This is a genomic window from Clostridium moutaii (assembly GCF_041205085.1).
Taxonomy (GTDB): Bacteria; Bacillota; Clostridia; order Clostridiales; family Clostridiaceae; genus Clostridium_B; species Clostridium_B moutaii.
In genome coordinates this window covers 148,595-166,480 of sequence record NZ_JBGEWD010000002.1, presented here as the reverse complement: position 1 = coordinate 166,480, position 17,886 = coordinate 148,595, and the positions used below count along the sequence as shown (strand labels likewise).

The 17,886-nt window shown below is 32.8% G+C and carries 16 protein-coding genes, 1 tRNA gene, 1 riboswitch and 1 other annotated feature; of the genes, 8 read left to right on the top strand and 9 right to left on the bottom strand.

Annotation, left to right across the window (positions count from 1 at the left end):
- Positions 1-4: 4 nt before the first annotated feature.
- Both prfB and AB8U03_RS03495 read left to right on the top strand, forming a co-directional pair.
- Positions 5-1,109, top strand: a protein-coding gene (gene prfB, locus AB8U03_RS03500; protein ID WP_369703163.1) for a peptide chain release factor 2 whose coding sequence is annotated in 2 segments (ribosomal slippage) — positions 5-70 and positions 72-1,109 — 1,104 coding nt in all. Because the reading frame shifts where the segments join, the coding sequence is not laid out codon by codon here.
- 78 nt (positions 1,110-1,187) lie between these two features.
- Complete coding sequence (locus AB8U03_RS03495; protein ID WP_369703162.1) at positions 1,188-2,435, top strand: MFS transporter; 1,248 nt, start codon at positions 1,188-1,190, stop codon at positions 2,433-2,435.
- Here AB8U03_RS03495 and AB8U03_RS03490 read toward each other — a convergent pair.
- Complete coding sequence (locus tag AB8U03_RS03490; protein ID WP_369703161.1) at positions 2,412-3,749, bottom strand: M28 family metallopeptidase; 1,338 nt, start codon at positions 3,747-3,749, stop codon at positions 2,412-2,414. The genes AB8U03_RS03495 and AB8U03_RS03490 overlap by 24 nt on opposite strands.
- Before the next feature lie 120 nt (positions 3,750-3,869).
- Between AB8U03_RS03490 and AB8U03_RS03485 the strand changes: the two genes are divergently transcribed.
- Positions 3,870-6,023 carry a Tex family protein gene (locus AB8U03_RS03485; RefSeq protein ID WP_369703160.1) on the top strand — a complete coding sequence of 718 codons (2,154 nt, stop codon included), beginning with the start codon at positions 3,870-3,872 and terminating at the stop codon, positions 6,021-6,023.
- An 85-nt stretch (positions 6,024-6,108) separates the two neighbouring features.
- Here the strand turns inward: AB8U03_RS03485 and AB8U03_RS03480 are convergent, their stop codons facing one another.
- A complete protein-coding gene (locus AB8U03_RS03480) occupies positions 6,109-6,369 on the bottom strand; it encodes a glutaredoxin family protein (protein WP_369703159.1) in 261 nt (86 codons plus the stop codon).
- A 153-nt stretch (positions 6,370-6,522) separates the two neighbouring features.
- Positions 6,523-6,639, top strand: a riboswitch (FMN riboswitch).
- Positions 6,640-6,737: 98 nt separating this feature from the next.
- Between AB8U03_RS03480 and AB8U03_RS03475 the strand changes: the two genes are divergently transcribed.
- The 4 genes from AB8U03_RS03475 to AB8U03_RS03460 all read left to right on the top strand — a co-directional run bounded on the left by AB8U03_RS03475 (position 6,738) and on the right by AB8U03_RS03460 (position 10,288).
- Positions 6,738-7,364: an ECF transporter S component gene (locus AB8U03_RS03475; protein WP_369703158.1), complete on the top strand. Its 627-nt coding sequence runs from the start codon at positions 6,738-6,740 to the stop codon at positions 7,362-7,364.
- Between the two features lie 129 nt (positions 7,365-7,493).
- Positions 7,494-9,251 (top strand): hypothetical protein, encoded by a 1,758-nt coding sequence (locus AB8U03_RS03470; RefSeq protein WP_369703157.1) that lies wholly within the window; start codon positions 7,494-7,496, stop codon positions 9,249-9,251.
- A 76-nt stretch (positions 9,252-9,327) separates the two neighbouring features.
- Positions 9,328-9,591, top strand: coding sequence for an EscU/YscU/HrcU family type III secretion system export apparatus switch protein (locus AB8U03_RS03465; protein ID WP_369703156.1), 264 nt, complete (start codon positions 9,328-9,330; stop codon positions 9,589-9,591).
- 4 nt (positions 9,592-9,595) lie between these two features.
- Entirely contained in the window at positions 9,596-10,288 is a 693-nt protein-coding gene (locus AB8U03_RS03460; protein WP_369703155.1) for a metallophosphoesterase, read from the top strand.
- A 54-nt stretch (positions 10,289-10,342) separates the two neighbouring features.
- On the opposite strand, the gene AB8U03_RS03455 is transcribed toward AB8U03_RS03460, so the two are convergent.
- Entirely contained in the window at positions 10,343-11,167 is an 825-nt protein-coding gene (locus AB8U03_RS03455; protein WP_369703154.1) for a DUF2225 domain-containing protein, read from the bottom strand.
- 173 nt (positions 11,168-11,340) lie between these two features.
- Between AB8U03_RS03455 and AB8U03_RS03450 the strand changes: the two genes are divergently transcribed.
- Positions 11,341-12,129, top strand: coding sequence for a GTP pyrophosphokinase (locus tag AB8U03_RS03450; protein WP_369703153.1), 789 nt, complete (start codon positions 11,341-11,343; stop codon positions 12,127-12,129).
- A gap of 88 nt (positions 12,130-12,217) precedes the next feature.
- Here the strand turns inward: AB8U03_RS03450 and leuS are convergent, their stop codons facing one another.
- The 6 genes from leuS to AB8U03_RS03420 form a co-directional block, all read right to left on the bottom strand.
- Positions 12,218-14,650, bottom strand: coding sequence for a leucine--tRNA ligase (leuS, locus tag AB8U03_RS03445; RefSeq protein WP_369703152.1), 2,433 nt, complete (start codon positions 14,648-14,650; stop codon positions 12,218-12,220).
- A gap of 62 nt (positions 14,651-14,712) precedes the next feature.
- Positions 14,713-14,919 (bottom strand) — a binding site (T-box leader).
- A gap of 100 nt (positions 14,920-15,019) precedes the next feature.
- Positions 15,020-15,094, bottom strand: a tRNA-Gln gene (locus AB8U03_RS03440).
- Between the two features lie 78 nt (positions 15,095-15,172).
- Positions 15,173-15,691, bottom strand: coding sequence for a hypothetical protein (locus AB8U03_RS03435; protein ID WP_369703151.1), 519 nt, complete (start codon positions 15,689-15,691; stop codon positions 15,173-15,175).
- A 24-nt stretch (positions 15,692-15,715) separates the two neighbouring features.
- Entirely contained in the window at positions 15,716-16,306 is a 591-nt protein-coding gene (locus AB8U03_RS03430) for a J domain-containing protein (RefSeq protein WP_369703150.1), read from the bottom strand.
- A complete protein-coding gene (locus AB8U03_RS03425; protein ID WP_369703149.1) occupies positions 16,290-17,168 on the bottom strand; it encodes a DUF5685 family protein in 879 nt (292 codons plus the stop codon). The genes AB8U03_RS03430 and AB8U03_RS03425 overlap by 17 nt, the downstream gene beginning before the upstream one ends.
- A gap of 22 nt (positions 17,169-17,190) precedes the next feature.
- The gene (locus AB8U03_RS03420; protein ID WP_369703148.1) at positions 17,191-17,748 is read right to left on the bottom strand and encodes a class IV adenylate cyclase; all 558 of its coding nucleotides are present in this window, start codon (positions 17,746-17,748) and stop codon (positions 17,191-17,193) included.
- Positions 17,749-17,886: the final 138 nt, after the last annotated feature.

The window sequence follows — 17,886 nt, the reverse complement described above, 5'->3', positions numbered from 1 at the left end:
TTAAATGGTATTTCAGCTGGAAGAAAGTTTGAATAAATTAGATGGTTTAGAACAAGATATAAGACAAATAAGGGATTCACTTTGACATAGAAGGTTCTAAAAATAGAATAGAAGAGCTTCAAATGAAAATGCAGGAGGCTGGTTTCTGGGATGATCCCCAAAATGCACAAAAAATATCTACTGAAGAAAAAAATTTAGAGCATAAACTCAGTGAGTACAATAAGCTATTGCAGAGAATAGAAGATGCCCGGGTTTTAATTGAAATTACATCAGAAGATGAGAGCATTTTGCCTAAAGACATTGTAAATGAAATAAGAGATATAGAAATTAATATAGAAAAATTTAAAACGGAAATACTTTTATGTGGTGAGTATGACAAAAACAATGCCATACTAAATTTGCATGTGGGTGTGGGAGGAAAGGATGCACAGGACTGGACGGAAATGCTTCTTAGAATGTATACAAGATGGGCAGAAAAAAAAGGTTATAAAATTGAAACCCTGGATATACTTCAAGCTGACGATGCAGGAATAAAAAGTGTTACCCTGAGGATTATTGGAGAATTTGCCTATGGATATTTAAAATCTGAGAAGGGAATTCATCGTCTGGTTAGAATATCCCCATTTAATGCTAATGGAAAGAGACAGACCTCTTTTACATCAGTGGAAGTGCTCCCTGAGCTCACAGATAGTCAGAATATAAATATAAGACCAGAGGATCTAAAGGTTGATACCTACAGATCTTCTGGTGCAGGTGGACAGCATGTAAATAAAACTGAATCTGCCGTGAGAATAACTCATATACCTACGGGTATAATTGTACAGTGCCAAAATGAAAGAAGTCAACATTATAATAAAGAGCAGGCACTGAGGATGTTAAAGTCAAAGCTGGTGGAGCTAAAGGAAAGGGCACATAAGGATAAGATAGAGGATTTAACAGGAGAACTGAAAAACATGGGATGGGGGAGTCAGATAAGATCCTATGTATTTCATCCTTATACCCTTGTAAAGGATCATAGAACAGGTGTTGAAAGTGGAAATATATCTTCTGTAATGGATGGGGATATAGATGATTTTATAAAAGAGTATTTAAAACAGCAGGCAAAATAGATAAAATTAAGATACTGTCCGATGATAAAAATTTGACAGTATCTTAATTTTAAATATTTGCGAAAGGATTATAATAATATGGGTACTAGAATAAAATTTAAGGGTACCTTTGTTTCTCTTAACCACAGGGATTTCAGGTACTTTTTATCAGGACAATTTCTCTCACTTATGGGAACTATGATTCAAAATACGGCTTTAAGCTGGTATGTCTATAAAATAACTAATTCTCCCTTTTTACTTGGGCTTATAGGTGTGTTTCAATATGCTCCCGTACTTTTGATAACACTTTTAAGCGGTGTCATAGTGGAAAGACATCCAAAGAAAAACATTCTTCTTATAACTCAGGTGTGTTATATGGTGCAGGCTTTTGCATTGAGTTTTTTTGTATATAATGATGATAGCAAATATTGGATACTTGCAGCGCTGGCTGCTGTAAATGGAATTATAACAAGTTTTGACATGCCTACAAGGCAGTCTTTTTTCATTGAACTTGTGGGAAAAAGTGATTTACCCAATGCAATATCTCTAAATTCCACTATATTTAATATGTCACGTATAATTGGACCTGCAGTAGCAGGAATACTTATGGATGACTTTGGAGTGCTTCAGTGCTTTCTGGTAAATGCTTTTAGCTTCATACCCGTAATATATGGTGTAGTTAAAATAAAGACCAAAGGTAATCCTGTAGTTAAAAATAAAAAATCCAGCCTGTTTAAGGATCTCAAAGACGGCATAATATATACAATGAATAAGAGAATACTTGTATCTACCATGTTTATAATGGCTATAGTATGTACTTTTGCATTTAACAGCAATGTTATTGTGCCTGTTTTTGCAAAAGAAGTTATGAATGGCAGTTCTAAAGTCTATAGTTTATTTCTAAGCCTTATAGGACTAGGATCTCTTTTTGGAGCCATGTTTATGGCAGGGCAAGGCAGAAGAATCAGGAATAAATACTATCTTATTATAGATTCTTTTATAATTGCCATTTTGCAGATAATAACTTTATTTACAAGGAGCTATGTATCTGTAGGTATAATTTTTATACTAATAGGATTTTTTAATCTTATCTTCTTAAACAAGGCCAATACCATACTTCAATTTAATACTGAAGATGAGTATAGAGGAAGGGTAATGAGTATATATTCTCTTTTAAATATAGGAAGCACCCCTCTCGGGAGTGCCTTTGCAGGTATAGTAATGGAAAAATTCGGTGGAAGATTTGGATTTTTCAGCTGCGGTTTAATTATATTTTTAGTTACTATTGGCATAGTGTTTTTTATTGAATCCAGGAAAAATCATCTAAAAACTTCTGCTAATACATAACTTGGATATTATAAGTAGGCTTATGAGGGATAGTATAAATAAATTGCGGCAATACAAAACATAGAAATTATCCTTAAAAGCATAATTCTTGATTTCCTTTGAGACTATGTTAAAACATCTATCGATGGATTGTGTATTTATATACCGATCTTTATCTTCAGGCGTATGGATTTTTGACATATCCTCATCTGACAGGGTTACGGCATCTATATTATAAGTTCTGAAATATTCGTGGTCACTGCAGTTTTCAAAAGTATATTTAAAGTCCACTTTATTTTTGCGGCATAAATTAGCTATTTCATTTATAAAATTCGAGTTTTTTGTATCCCATTTGCCGCCCATTATAGTAAGCGGTATCTTTTTATTGCTTCCTATCATGTCAAAATTTATTACTTTACTTCCTTTTAGATCATTTGAATATTTTTGAACAAATTCTTTTGACCCCAGACATCCAAATTCTTCTGCATTAAAAGATGCAATTATTATATTCCTATCTGGTCTTCCAAGAGAGTTTATATATTTTACAAGTCCAAGTAAAAAGGAAGTACCGGATGCATTGTCCAGTGAACCACTGTATACTTTGCCGGATAAATCAGTACCAAGATGGTCGAAATGTGCAGATAAAACAAGAGGCGGAAGATTTGGTTTTTTCCCTTTTATGTATCCTATTATATTGTATATGGAAGTTGATTTGTTTTCGAAAGGTATAAAACAACTGATTTCACATCCTGAATCCACATATTTTTTTATATCCTGTGCAGTTTGTCTTTTTATCATTATATACATATTCTGGCTGGAGTTTGCAATAAAGGAACTTCTGAAATTCAGATTATCATCCTCTGGATTGTAGAATATAAAATATTTGTTATCCTTATGTATTTGAAAGTTATTCCCTCTTTCCATGAGAATATCAGCTTTTTTAAAAGATATGTTATTATCTTTAAAATTTAACATATCCTCTTTATAATCCACACCGTAGTTATATTGCTTTATTATGAAACCATTTTTATCTAGTACTCTAAGGTAGGGTGTGCCAGCTATTCTTCTGGGATAAAGAACATTGAAACCTTCCAGATAGTTGCTTTTATATGGAGTAAGGTGCTGGCTTTCAAAATAATTTTTTATAAAGTTAACTGCTTCATAGTTTTCCAAAGTTCCGGCAAGCCTGCCTTTAAATGAGTCAGAAGATAAATAGGATATGTTGTCTTTTACCTCATTTGAATTCAGGGGAGTTATAAAATAGCAATATTGAAAACTTAATGAGCAGATTAAGCATGATACAGTCAAAAGTAAATGCAGTATGAAATTTTTCATTATAAATAAACCCCTTCAATTAATGTCTTTATAAATATATTAATTTGCCAAAATGTATATAACTGTTGTAATATATTTTTAGCTATATTATTTCAAACAAAAAGCTATCAGGAGGAAAACATGGATAATATAATAAATACATTGGCTTTAGAGCTGGATGTAAATAAAAAATACATAAATAATGTAATTGAACTTTTAGATTCGGGGAACACTGTACCTTTTATAGCCAGATATAGAAAAGAGCTCACTGGAAGCATGAGTGATGTGATCTTAAGAAAACTTGAAGAAAGACTTACATATCTTAGAAACCTTAAAATCAGGAAGGAAGATATAATAAGGATAATAGGAGAGCAGAATAAACTTACAGAAAATTTAAAAAAATCAATAGAAAAATCCACCACACTTACAGAGGTTGAAGACATATACAGACCTTATAAACCTAAAAAAAGAACTAGAGCTATTATTGCAAAACAAAAGGGACTGGAACCACTTTCAAAAGTCATTTTAAGTGGAGACTTTAAAGAGGATATAAAACAATATGCAAAACAATTTATAAATGAAGAAAAGGGAGTAAAGTCAGCAGATGAGTCACTGGATGGTGCTGTAGATATAATAAGTGAAGTTGTTTCAGACAATGCGCAGTATAGAAAGTGGATAAGGAAATTTGTCCATGACAGCGGCATAATTGAAACTAAAGGTGAAAGTAAGGAACCAACTCCTTATGAAATGTATTATGATTATAGAGAAGCTGTAAAGTCCATTCCTGCCCATAGAATACTTGCAATAAACAGAGGTGAAAAGGAAAAGGTTTTATCGGTAAAAATAACCTGTGATATGGACAATATAATTATCTATCTGAAAAATCAATGCCTAAAAGGCAACAGTACAACTGATACGTATATAGAGAAAAGTGTGGAGGATTCTCTCAAAAGGCTTATTTATCCCTCCATTGAAAGAGAAATAAGATCAGAACTTACAGACAAGGGAGAAGAAGGGGCAATAAAAATATTTAAGGCAAATTTAAAGGCACTTTTAATGCAGCCTCCTATAAAAGGTAAAAATGTACTTGGCTATGATCCTGGTTTTAGAAATGGATGTAAGATTGCGGTATTGGATGATACAGGTAAGCTGCTTGATACTGCTATAGTTTATGCCACTGCACCTCAAAATGACATAGAAGGCTCTATAAGAAAACTTAAAGACTTAGTCTATAAATGTCATGTAGATGTAATATCCCTTGGGAATGGAACTGCCAGCAGGGAATCTGAAGAAGTCATTGGAAGGCTTATAAAAGAAGTAAAAGAAGAGAAAGATAGGGAACTTTATTATGTAATAGTATCTGAAGCAGGAGCCTCTATTTACTCTGCATCCGAACTTGCAGCAAAAGAATATCCAGACATAAACGTATCTTTAAGAGGGGCCATATCCATAGGCAGAAGGCTTCAAGATCCACTGGCAGAACTTGTGAAGATAGATCCTAAATCCATAGGGGTAGGACAGTACCAGCACGATGTCACTCCTAAAAAATTGGATGAATCCTTAAAGGGTGTAGTAGAAGACTGTGTAAACAGTGTAGGAGTGGATTTGAATATAGCAACACCGGCTCTTTTATCTTATATATCAGGAATAAATTCAACTATAGCAGCTAATATTGTGGCTTATAGAGAAGAAAATGGTAAATTTAAAAACAGGAAAGAGCTTTTAAAGGTGAAAAGGCTTGGAGACAAGGCATTCGAGCAATGTGCCGGTTTTTTGAGGGTAATGGAAAGCAGTGATCCTTTAGACAACACATCGGTGCATCCAGAATCCTATAATGCAGCAAGAGGGCTCTTAGAGACTATTGGTTATACCGCAGAAGATCTTAAAAATTCAGGTATTTCCCATATAGATGACCGAGTTGAGAAAGTGGGAATAGGAACTCTTTCTGAAAAGCTGCAGGTAGGTGTACCTACCTTGGAAGATATAATAAAAGAGATAAAAAAACCAGGGAGAGATCCAAGAGAGGAACTTCCAAAACCAGTGCTTAAAACTGGTATTATAGATCTTAACCAGCTGAAACCTGGAATGGTGCTTACAGGTACAGTTAGAAATGTAGCTGATTTTGGTGCCTTTGTGGATATTGGAGTACATCAGGATGGCCTGGTGCATATAAGTCAGCTTTCTGATAAATTTGTAAAACATCCACTTGATGTAGTACAGGTTGGAGACGTTGTGAAGGTAACCGTACTTGATGTTGATGAAAAGAGAAAGAGGATTTCTCTCAGCATGAAATAAATGGAACAAAGGTTAAGTATACCATAGAGAAAAATAGGATTTAGTGCATTTTAAACACTAAATCCTTTAATAAATATAATCTTTCCTAATGAAGGGACTTTTCAAAAACCTCTTTTATGATTTCCTTTGATGGAACTCCCTCATGAATTTTAGTATTTCCCACAAAATATGTAGGTACATAATAATAGTCATATTTTTTAGCTATTTCAGGCTGTTTTTCTTCATCAATTATTTTTACATCTACATTTTTATATTCGGGAGTTTTGCTCTGAAGCTCATTCATCCATGAAAGTGCCTGTTTGCAATAAGGACACCAGCTTGTAACAAACATGTGTACAGGTTTCATATTATCATCACCCAACTTTATATATTTTTATAGTATTATTTGCATTTTACAATTTAATTATATACCAATAGACTATATTTTTCATAATGTGATCTAAAAAAACGTATTGCAATATATAGATAAAAGTATTATAATGAACTTGAAAATTTAAAAGATAATCTTCAGGGCGGGGTGTGATTCCCCACCGGCGGTATAGCCCGCGAGCCACAAGTGGTATGATTCGGTGAAATTCCGAGGCCGACAGTAAAGTCTGGATGAAAGAAGTGAAAATATAATGTTTATTAGCCCTGATATTCTATTTATCAGGTTTTTTTATTATGTTTATTTACCTGGTAGATTATACTCAATGTTTTAGGAGGGTGTTAACGATGAAAGGTAACAAATTAAATAGGTTGATAAAGGTGTCATTATTAGGGGTAGTAGGGTTTCTGCTTATGTTTATAGAGTTTGCGATTCCAATATTTCCATCCTTTTTGAAAATTGATATAAGTGACCTGCCAGCTTTAATGGGGACTTTTGCACTGGGACCAGGGGCTGGAATTGCTATAGAATTTTTGAAGAACATACTTCATGGAATATTTGATGGAAAGACTGCCTTCATAGGAGAAGTTGCCAACTTTGCAGTAGGATCGGTTTTAGTTTTTACAGCAGGGTATATATACAGTAAAAAGAAGACTAAAAAGTCAGCTATGATCAGCCTGGGAGTTGGAACCATCACCATGTCGGTAGCTGCCGCACTATTAAATTATTTTATATTGCTTCCTCTTTATGAAAAAGTACTTAATTTCCCTATAAGTGCAATGGTAGCAGTAGCAGGAAAGATAAATGGAAGTATAACGGATTTAAATACATTGGTACTATTTGCTATTATTCCATTTAATCTGTTAAAGGGAATAGCTCTTACGGCCTTGACACTTGTCCTTTATAAAAGTGTATCTCCAATATTGAAGCAGGAGCAGATAAAGGATGGGAAACTGGCAGAAAATAAAAATTAACGGGTATAATAATTAATAATAAGAAGATCCGGGATATTCCCGGATTTTTTTATTTATGAAATAAGGATTTTGAACGATAAATTATATATAGATTAAAGGGAAGATTTTTATAGTAAATTATAAAGGGTGATGAATTTGGCAGGAATATGGAATATAAACAGTACCTATAATGTGAACAACAGAAAGATATCCACAAAACTGTCTTTTGAAATAGGAGAGAAATTTTCTGCTAGAGTTGTACAACTGAATAAGTCCACAGGTGAAATACTTTTAAAACTCTTAGATGGCTGGCAGTTTTCTGGGGAAATAGAAAATTTTCAAAATGTATTGGAAAACCAACTGATAAGATTAGAAGTAGAAGGATTTGAAAATGGAAAACTTAAATTGAGAATTGTTAACCCAGAACAAGATCATAATAATGGTGACAAGGATCCCATTAGCCTCTTTATTAAAGAAAATGATTATAATCTCAGTAATGAAGATTATGAACTCATAGATAAAATGGTCAAGCGTGATATACCACTTACAAAAAATAATATTTCAAATATAAAAAGTACATTGGATTTTATAAATAAAATAAAGCAGAACCCAGAGGAAGAAGATGTATTTATACAGAAGTATTTACTTAGTAAAAATATATCACTTAACGATCAGAAGGGTAGCTCTATAAGCACTACCCTTAAAAATTTTTTTAACCAGTTAAAAAGTATGAGTAGAGATGATTTACTGACTTTTTTGGAAAATAATATGGAATTAAGTGAAAATAATATAAAAAGTTTTAACAGTGTATTTAAAAATCAGGGAACTATATATAATGAGATTAAAAACCTAGGACAGCTTCTACCAAAGCAAATTGTCCAGCAAAATAAGTGGGAAAATGTTCAATTGCAGAATAAAGTTGAAGATGTCTTAAATAGTTTAAAAGATAATAATATGGATAGTACTAATAAAAACGGTGTGAATGTTAATAAAAACCAATCAATCATGCAGCAAAGCGGAGGAAATAATGGCAGTGTGAAAATGGATACTTTGAAAACCATGGCAGATAATCAAAAACTTTATGCTGAGGAAGACTTAAATGGTGCTGAAACTTTAAAAGGTGGGGAAGCCTTAAAAAGTGGTGAGGTGACCTTAAAAGGAGAAAGCAGTATAAAAAATAAACCCATTGAAACCGGCAATGAGACACAGATATATAAAAACATATCAGCAGATAACAAGCAAGAAAATATGGGTAAAGATCATTTAGGCAGCATTTTGACTTCTCTTGTAAGAGACAAGATCATGCCTCATATTTCTCATGGTAACAGCATGATAAAACAAGATGATATAGAGCAAATTGAAAAACAGATAAAAGCTCAGATAGACATAAAAACCGATGATATGAAAGATATTATAAAGGGAATCTTAGATCAGAAAAATAGCGGTAAAGGTGATACCAATGAAAATATAGTCCGCATATTAAACAATAATATAAATGATTTTAAAATATTTAACACTATTTCCAATTCATATTATTATATGGATTTGCCTATTAACTTGAATCATAAGGATTATCAATGCAAGCTTATGATTAAAGATGAAAGAAAAAAAGGCAAAAAAATAGACTCCACAAATGTTAAAATAGCTGCTTCCATAAATACTGAAAATATGGGCGTAGTAGATGCCTATTTGGCCGTAAATAATCATAACATGGACATAGATATTAAATGCAATAAAAAATGGCTTGATTTATTGAGCAGGGAACATAAAAAAATACTAGAGAGCTTATCAGATGTAGGTTATAATATAGATGTTAAATTCCATGAGAAGGTGGAAGAAATGAACATATCAACCTGCAGGGAATTCTTTGAGGATAATGATATAGGCATACTCAATACCAGAGTCTGATTTAATTCGTTCCCCGAGGTCAAGACATCTTTTTCCTGCACCTAGGGGGAATGTAAGGGAACGGAAAGGAGCAAAAATGAATGGGAGAAAAAAGGCAGCGGCTTTAAAATATGAAGAGAGTTACGATGCACCTATAGTTACTGCTGCAGGTATAGGTCAGATAGCGGATAATATATTGAATAAGGCAAGAGAAAGCAGTGTACCTATAGTTTATGATAAGGAGCTTGCTGATCTCTTGAGCAATGTAGATATAGGGGATGATATACCTATTGCATTATATGATGCAGTGGCAAAAGTCATAGCATATGTAATAGATATAGACAAAAATATAGGAAGGTGATTATTTGGCTTTATTTGCAATATCAGATTTACACTTGGATATGACTGGTAATAAGCCCATGGATATATTTGGAGATAATTGGATTGAGCATCATAAAAAGATAGAATTAAATTGGAATAATAAGATAACTTGTGAAGATACAGTACTTATAGCAGGAGATATATCCTGGTCCATGAATATGGGAAATGGATTTTTGGATTTGGATTGGATTCATCATCTGCCTGGGAAAAAAATAATGATAAAGGGAAATCATGACTATTGGTGGACTGGAATTACAAAATTGAATAATTTGTATGAGAATATGAATTTTATACAGAACAATTTTTTTACATATAAAGATTATGCATTGTGCGGTACTAGGGGATGGAGTTGCCCCGGCAGTGAAAACTTTTCTCAGCATGATGAAAAAATATATAACAGGGAACTCATGAGAATGAGAAATTCACTGGATTGTGCAGTAGAAGCCGGATATAGTAAATTTATAATTATGATCCATTATCCGCCTATAGGTGAAAAGTTCATGAATTCAGGATTTAGGGATATATTTGAAGAGTATGGAGTGGAAAAGGTTATATATGGACATCTTCATGGAGAAGCTTCCTTAAAAGCTATAACAGGGATTTTAAATGGGGTAGAGTATATATTGACTTCTGCGGATTATATAGATTTTGATCCCAGAAAAATAATCTGCAAATAAGTTTTGCTCTGTGAAATGCAGCTTTATTTGCAGAAACCCCTTTAATTGTATAGGTTATTTATGAAATTTCATAAATAATCCATGAGTTTTATTTTCCTTTGAAATATTTTGGGATTGTTCTCCATCAAGTGATTTATCATTTAGAGAATCTTTTATCAAATCCTTTTGATCCCTGACCATATTTTTAATCTTTGAAGATGCCATAGTAGAAGTCAGCACCTGGCTGAACCATATTAATGAATCCTCTTCTTTTCCTGTACGCCTCATCAGTTCCCCTATAAGGTACATTGTAGTGAATCTATCCATGCCGCATATGGGAAAATCCTCGTTGTAATATGCATCATTAAAATTATCCAATGCCTGTATTAAAAAATTCATTTCATTTTTAGTATCTTCCTTAAGCCTGTACATCCATGCAATCTTAAGAAAATTCATTGCTTTTTTACTGGCTCTGGCATCTATGGTATAATAATTTAATAGAGATAGTTTGTATCTTTGTATAGCCAGATCAATATCATATACTTCAGGATAATTTTTGCTATGCCATTTAGAGGAAATTTTTTCCTTTATTATATCAGTATCATAGTCATTTAAGTGCTCAAAGTCATTTTTTATGGCAGCATAACCGCAGCTGTCACATACCCATACATCATAAAAATAGGGATTTATTATAGAATATCTTATAAAAAAGTCAGAATCCCTTTTTATTATCCTATATGAGGATTTTTTGATGGCTCTAGCGTTAAATGAACTGTTGCAAACAGGGCAGATTATTTTTTTATTGTAGAGCAATGATTTTTGTTTGTCCTTTTCCCAGAGTCCATTGAGTCCATTTTTGTAGTCAGAATTTTCCGGTTGTGAAAATATTTCTTTAGACATATTGTATCACCTTTATTATCAATCATATAAATTCTGTAATATAAGCTAGATCTTATTATTATTATATCAAAAATTCAAATGAAATCATAGTTTTTATACTTTCCATATTTTTGATATAATAGTATTATTGTACTATATCATTAATTTTATAATATCTGTTAGGGGTGATTTATGTGGCAATAAGAGAATGGAAAACATTTTTACTACCATATAATCAAGCTGTTGAAGAGCTTAAAGTAAAATTTAAAAGCATAAGAAAAGAGTATAGAAGAAAAAACGAATATTCACCAATAGAGTTTGTTACAGGAAGAGTAAAGGAAATATCAAGTATACTGGAGAAGGCAACTAAGTTTAACATACCATTAGACAGAATAGGATATGAAATGGAGGATATAGCAGGCATTAGAATAATGTGTCAATTTGTAGACGATATAGAAAGGGTAGTTAGTATAGTAAGAAAGAGAAAAGACATGCAGATAATGTATGAAAAGGACTATATCACTGATGTAAAAGAAAGTGGTTACAGAAGCTATCATATGGTAATTAAATATCCGGTTAATATGTCAGATGGGGAAATAGAAATACTGGCAGAATTTCAAATAAGGACCTTAGCCATGAACTTTTGGGCTACCGCAGAACATTCCCTAAATTACAAATATAAACATGACATACCGAATGCAATTAAACTCAAACTTAAAAGTGCAGCTGATGCTGCATTTCAACTTGACAAGCAAATGCTTGAAATTAAGGATGAAATAAAAGATGCCCAGAAGTTATTTGAAGTAAAATCCAGTTTGGTTTCGGATATAATGAATAATATACTGACTTTGTCATCTATGGGTAAATTAGCTGAAGCTACCAGGTATCAGGTACAATTAAACAAATTGACCGAAGAAGGGGAAGTTTTTGAACTGGTAAATTTATTACGTTCCACAGAAAAACTGCTCCAGATCTATAGGTAATAGTAAATTCCTCTGAAGATAACAATGGGAGGCTCAAATCTGAACATAATAAGCGGGCAGTTCAAATAAACTGTCCGCTGCTATTGTGTTATTTTGCAACTATATTTACAAGCCTTCCCTTTACTACTATGACTTTCTTTAAATCCTTACCTTCCAGTAAAGGTTTGACATTGCCATTTGAAAGAGATAATTCCTTTATTTCTTTTTCACTTAAATTTGTAGGTATATTTATCTTGGCCTTTATCTTACCGTTTATTTGAATAGCTATTTCCACTTCATCTTTTATAAGTGCATCAGGATTAAATTCAGGCCATTTTTGATTGAATATGGAATATCCCATCCCCATATTATGCCATTGTTCTTCTGAAAAATGGGGAGCAAAGGGAGCCAAGATCTTTATAAAATCAAGTATACTGTCTTTTAAAAAGGAAAGATTCTTTTTATCTTCCTGGATGTACTTGGAAAGTCCATTTGTAAACTCCATAATTCTGGCAATAGCCGTATTAAACTGAAATTTGGCAGTATCTTCCGATACGGATTTTATTGAAAAATTTCTTATATAATTTAATTCTCTTTCTGCATTATCCATGGAAGTTTTATTGCCATCTTTATTTTTAAGGGCATCCTTTGTTGAATTAATAAGTCTTTCTATTCTATCTATGAATCTATTCATGGACTTAATTCCGTCTTCGCTCCAGGCGCCACCTTCGGAGTAATCAAAGCCAAACATCAGATACATTCTAAACACATCTGAGCCGTATTGTTGTATACAGCTGTCTGGAGATATGGTATTGCCCTTGGATTTACTCATCTTCTGACCATCAGGTCCAAGTATTATGCCCTGATGTCTTAAAGACAGGAAGGGTTCATCAAAGTTTAAAAATCCCATATCTCTAAGTGCTTTAGTGATAAATCTGGCATATAGAAGATGCATGCATGCATGTTCGGGTCCACCCACATACATATCTACGGGAAGCATTTTATCTATCTTATCTTTGTCAAAAGCCTTTGTACTGTTTTTATTATCTGCATATCTCAAGTAATACCAGGAAGAACACACAAAGGTATCCAGGGTATCAGCCTCTCTTCTTGCAGGTCCTCCACAGTGAGGACAGGTGGTGTTTATAAATTCCTTTGACTTTAAAAGAGGTGATTTTCCATCAGGAGAAAATTCCACATCGTAAGGAAGTTCTACTGGAAGTTGATCCTCTGGTACCGGGACTATTCCACATTTGTCACAATATACTACTGGAATAGGAGTTCCCCAGTACCTTTGCCTTGATACCAGCCAGTCTCTCAGCCTGTAATTTACTTTTCCGGAACCCAGGCCCATCTTCTCCAGTTCCTCAGTTACAGCTTTTTTACCATCTACTGTGGACAACCCGTTAAATTTATCACTGTTAATCATTTTGCCATATTCTACATATGGAAGGGAATCTCCTCCATCTATAACTCTTTCAATAGGCAGCTTATATTTCGTAGCAAATTCAAAGTCTCTTTCATCATGGGCTGGAACTGCCATTACGGCACCAGTACCGTAGGTGCTGAGTACATAATCTCCTACCCATATAGGAACATTTCTCCCATTTATAGGATTTATAGCGTAAGAACCAGTAAATACACCGGTTTTTTCTCTTGTAATTGACTGCCTTTCAATTTCAGTCTGTTTTTTAGCCAGCTCTTTATATTTTTCAACCTTATCTCTATAGACCTCTTTAGTTATTTCATCAACCAAGTTGTTTTCAGGGGATATAACTACGTAGGTAACACCAAATAGGGTATCAACCCTTGTAGTAAATACACTGAATTCTACGGTAGAATCTACTACCTTGAAGGTAACATTTGTGCCTGTAGACTTGCCTATCCAGTGTCTTTGCATGGCTTTTGTTTTTGATGGCCAATCTATTTTATCCAGATCCTGGAGCAGTTCTTCTGCATAGTCCGTAATTTTAAAGAACCATTGTGTTAAATCCTTCTTAGTGACTTCAGTGCCGCAGCGTTCGCAGCAACCTTCCTTTACCTGCTCATTGGCGAGCACTGTTTTACAGCTGGGACACCAGTTTACAGGTGCATTTTTTCTATAGGCCAATCCGTGTTTATACAGCTGTAAAAATAGCCATTGATTCCATCTATAATAATCAGGATGGCAGGTAATAACTTCATTTTCCCAATTGAACATTGCTCCCATGGATTTAAGTTGCTCTTCCATGGTTTTAATGTTTTTTTCAGTAGAATCTTTTGGGTGAATTCCAGTTTTTATAGCGTAATTTTCAGCAGGAAGACCAAATGCATCGAATCCCATAGGTTGGAATACATTGTATCCCTGCATTTTTTTTAACCTAGCCCAGGAATCTACAGGAGCGTAGTTAAACCAATGACCGGCATGCAATTTGCTTCCAGATGGATAGGAAAACATCTCCAGAACGTATAATTTATTATCCATATGATTTTCATCAAATTTATAAAGATTTGTTTCTTCCCATTCTTTTTGCCACTTTTTATCAACTTTAACACTGTACATAAAATCTTCTCCTTTGCTTTTAATCTTAGATAAAATTAAAAAAGCTTTCCGTCTCTTAAATTTTAAGAGACGGAAAGCTAAGCTTCCGCGGTACCACTCTAATTAAACCAACAAATTGATTTCCCTTAAAAAATAACGGCTTTTTACCGTATCTGATTTTTTCAGATAAGCTCTTAAGGTGAGTTCATATCATCTTCACACTGTTTTTCACCTGACAACAGTTCTCTTTAGTGGTATAAATACTACTACTCCTTCTTCAAAGCTACATATTGATTTATTTCACATTTTATAATATTAAGTAATACTTTGTCAAGAAATAATTTAAAAACTTATTTTAAAAGAGAACCCTTTAGATAAAGAGTTCTCTTATGGCTGCCCATGCTGGATTCGAACCAACACATGCCTGTTCCAGAGACAGGTGCCTTACCGTTTGGCTAATGGGCAACATTATGTGAATCTCAACACTAAATATTATATCATCAAAAATTTATATGTCAATAGTATAATAGGGTAAAATTTGTATTATTTAAGTCTTTTTAAGATATATTTGTCTATATAATTTATAAATAGAGTTAATAGATAATCATATATTAAAAATACTATCTGTATTCCTATTATAATTATATACAGAGGAAATTTTATTTTTAAAAGCCCGGGGAAAAACAGATTGTATATTAAAAATAACAAAAGTATACATAGGTTAAAAAAAATCAACTTCAATATGATTTCAAAAGGCAGTTTCCTGAACCTTTCAATATAATATTTAACAAGTCCATAAAGACCAAAAAATATTATATAAGACAATACCGTCAGCTTGAGTCCACATATTAAAAGAGATAAAAGGGAGGTAGCAACATAAACCGTAATGGAATTTTTCCAATCTGTAATTAACACAGCCAAGGGAATGAGCAATGAAGACAAAGCCAGCAGATAAGTTTTATTAAAAGGAACTATGCCGCTTAAATAAACCAAAATAACTCCAATAGTAGTTAAAAGTCCTCCTTTAGCTATATTGGAAGCGGTATTTGTTTTTCCTGCCATTTTAAAAATCACCCCACTATTTAATTAACATCCGCCGCAGTCTCCGCCGCCGCAAAGACAATCCAGACAGTACAATGTAGCACAAATATTACATATGTCAGGATCTCTTCTCTGGTTTCCATAATAAGGCTGTCTGTAGGAATTATTCATTCCCGATAATTTGTTGAATGCACTTTGATACTTGAAATTATTGGGTTCCAACCTGCAAGCGGTGCTTAAATTATTATAGGCATCATTATACCAGCCCCTTCTCATATTCAAAATTCCCATTAGATAGTTCCACTCAGCATCTCTTGTATTTATTCCATTAAGTGTGGATTCAGCATTTTTAAAATTGCCATTATAGATGTCATTTTCTACAGATTGATACATGGTGGAGTTACCTCCACTGTAGGTATTGTCATTTGTATTATTATATGTGCTATTCGAGCCATTTTTCATCAGGTAGTCATAAGCTTCATTTATTTCAGCCATCTTACTCTCGGCTAAATCCCTCAATGGGTTGTTGTCATACTGATCAGGATGGTATTTTTTAGCCAGATTTCTGTAAGCTTTTTTTATTTCATCTTTTGAAGCATTTTCTTTTACTCCCAGTACTTCATATGGATTTCTCATCTTTGTAAACGCCCCTTCTAAAAACTTTATCCATTTTATCTAAAAGTCCATATTGTATTATATTATAAAGCAATTCCTCATTCCTTTTTATAGGAAGTTTATTAAAAGCATTCATACATTGTGCAGCACAAGTGCCTAAAATAAAATCTATCCGTGGTTCTATTTTTTTCAAGAACTTTTCACAGCATAAATTTTCGCAGTTAAAACACTGGTTTATAGCATTGAATTTTCCATGGGATATATCTGACCTCAAATCATCTAATGCATCTATAATATATATCCATTTTCCCAGATTATATCCAAGAAAATAAAGATTATCCTTATTTTCGTTATTTTTAAAAGAACTTAATATAAACCCCGTAAGTTCTCCAAAAGGATGAGCTAAAGCATCTATAGATTTATTTTCTGAATTTTTTTCAAGGCTATATAAATTTTGAAGTTTATGGTTTATATCTGTGAAATTTTTCTTGAAACCTTCAGGCATGGCATTTAAATATTTTTTTAAATAAAATGATAATATTTTACTTGTAGTAGACATATCATCATTCACATTGTCTAAAAGTTTGAAATAAGTAAGAGATATATTGCAAAAAGCGGCATACTTTAAAGAAATATTGTCCTTCAAAATAACTTTTTTTCGCATGGGGTGGAGAATACACCTTTTTTTTACATAAATTTGCCTGTCATTTTCTAGAGAATCCAAAAGTATTGTCAGAAAAGTCATGTCATAATTTAAAAAAATCCTTGGAACATTTCCGATGTTATGCTTTATGGATCTGCACAAACCACAATAATATGCTTTGAATTTTTCATAATCTTTTATTTTAAGCTCCATTTTATAAGGAGTTATATAACCAAACATATATTCACCTGTTCTTGTATTTTTAAGTATCTAGTAGTTTGTTATCTTTCGTGATCTTATGTAGTATTTCATATATAGTTTCTGAGGTAGTATCTTCTATGGAATATCCCAGTAAATGTACTATTTCAACAAGATCCCTGTCATTTTTGGTTTCTATTTCTACATAGGCAAATGGGCAGAAAGATGTATCATTTATATCAATTTCAATTAAACTATCTTTGTATTTGTAACTTTCCCTGTATTTCTTTATTGAGTGTAATAATTTTAGCCCCAGAGATTCAAAAATTTTTTCACCAGCTTTCCAGTCCAATATTTCCGTCTCATTTTCCTCCATTATTTTATATGTTTCCTGACTCAAAAGTTTTTTTGTAGTCATGTAAAAATGGCTGGAATTATGTATTAAATCTTCTACAATTCTTATTCGAGCATAACCTTTGTTATTTATCAATTTTCCATCTTCAAAGTCATATATGAAATTTGTCTGATTTTCCATTTTAATTTTTAAGGCATTAGCGTTGCTTAACTTTAGGCGTATATCTTCCGGATTTATTTTTATTATTCTTGTTTCATATTCTTGCATAAAAACTCATCTCCCACTATCAAGTGATTTCGGGTTCAAGTGGAGTTTACCCATTTGGATAAATCACTGCTATTTGAATTATACCATAAAAATTAGCCGCAAAAAATTAATTATATAAAAACAAAAGAGATGATGTTA

Coding starts and splice junctions, on each gene's coding strand:
- AB8U03_RS03430 (WP_369703150.1), bottom strand. CDS start 16,306: ATGAGAAATCCATATGAAGTACTGGGAGTAAAAGAAAATGCTTCAAAA.
- AB8U03_RS03455 (WP_369703154.1), bottom strand. CDS start 11,167: ATGTCTAAAGAAATATTTTCACAACCGGAAAATTCTGACTACAAAAAT.
- leuS (WP_369703152.1), bottom strand. CDS start 14,650: ATGTACAGTGTTAAAGTTGATAAAAAGTGGCAAAAAGAATGGGAAGAA.
- AB8U03_RS03465 (WP_369703156.1), top strand. CDS start 9,328: ATGAATGGGAGAAAAAAGGCAGCGGCTTTAAAATATGAAGAGAGTTAC.
- AB8U03_RS03495 (WP_369703162.1), top strand. CDS start 1,188: ATGGGTACTAGAATAAAATTTAAGGGTACCTTTGTTTCTCTTAACCAC.
- AB8U03_RS03490 (WP_369703161.1), bottom strand. CDS start 3,749: ATGAAAAATTTCATACTGCATTTACTTTTGACTGTATCATGCTTAATC.
- AB8U03_RS03475 (WP_369703158.1), top strand. CDS start 6,738: ATGAAAGGTAACAAATTAAATAGGTTGATAAAGGTGTCATTATTAGGG.
- AB8U03_RS03420 (WP_369703148.1), bottom strand. CDS start 17,748: ATGCAAGAATATGAAACAAGAATAATAAAAATAAATCCGGAAGATATA.
- AB8U03_RS03480 (WP_369703159.1), bottom strand. CDS start 6,369: ATGAAACCTGTACACATGTTTGTTACAAGCTGGTGTCCTTATTGCAAA.
- AB8U03_RS03425 (WP_369703149.1), bottom strand. CDS start 17,168: ATGTTTGGTTATATAACTCCTTATAAAATGGAGCTTAAAATAAAAGAT.
- AB8U03_RS03485 (WP_369703160.1), top strand. CDS start 3,870: ATGGATAATATAATAAATACATTGGCTTTAGAGCTGGATGTAAATAAA.
- AB8U03_RS03435 (WP_369703151.1), bottom strand. CDS start 15,691: ATGGCAGGAAAAACAAATACCGCTTCCAATATAGCTAAAGGAGGACTT.
- AB8U03_RS03470 (WP_369703157.1), top strand. CDS start 7,494: ATGAATTTGGCAGGAATATGGAATATAAACAGTACCTATAATGTGAAC.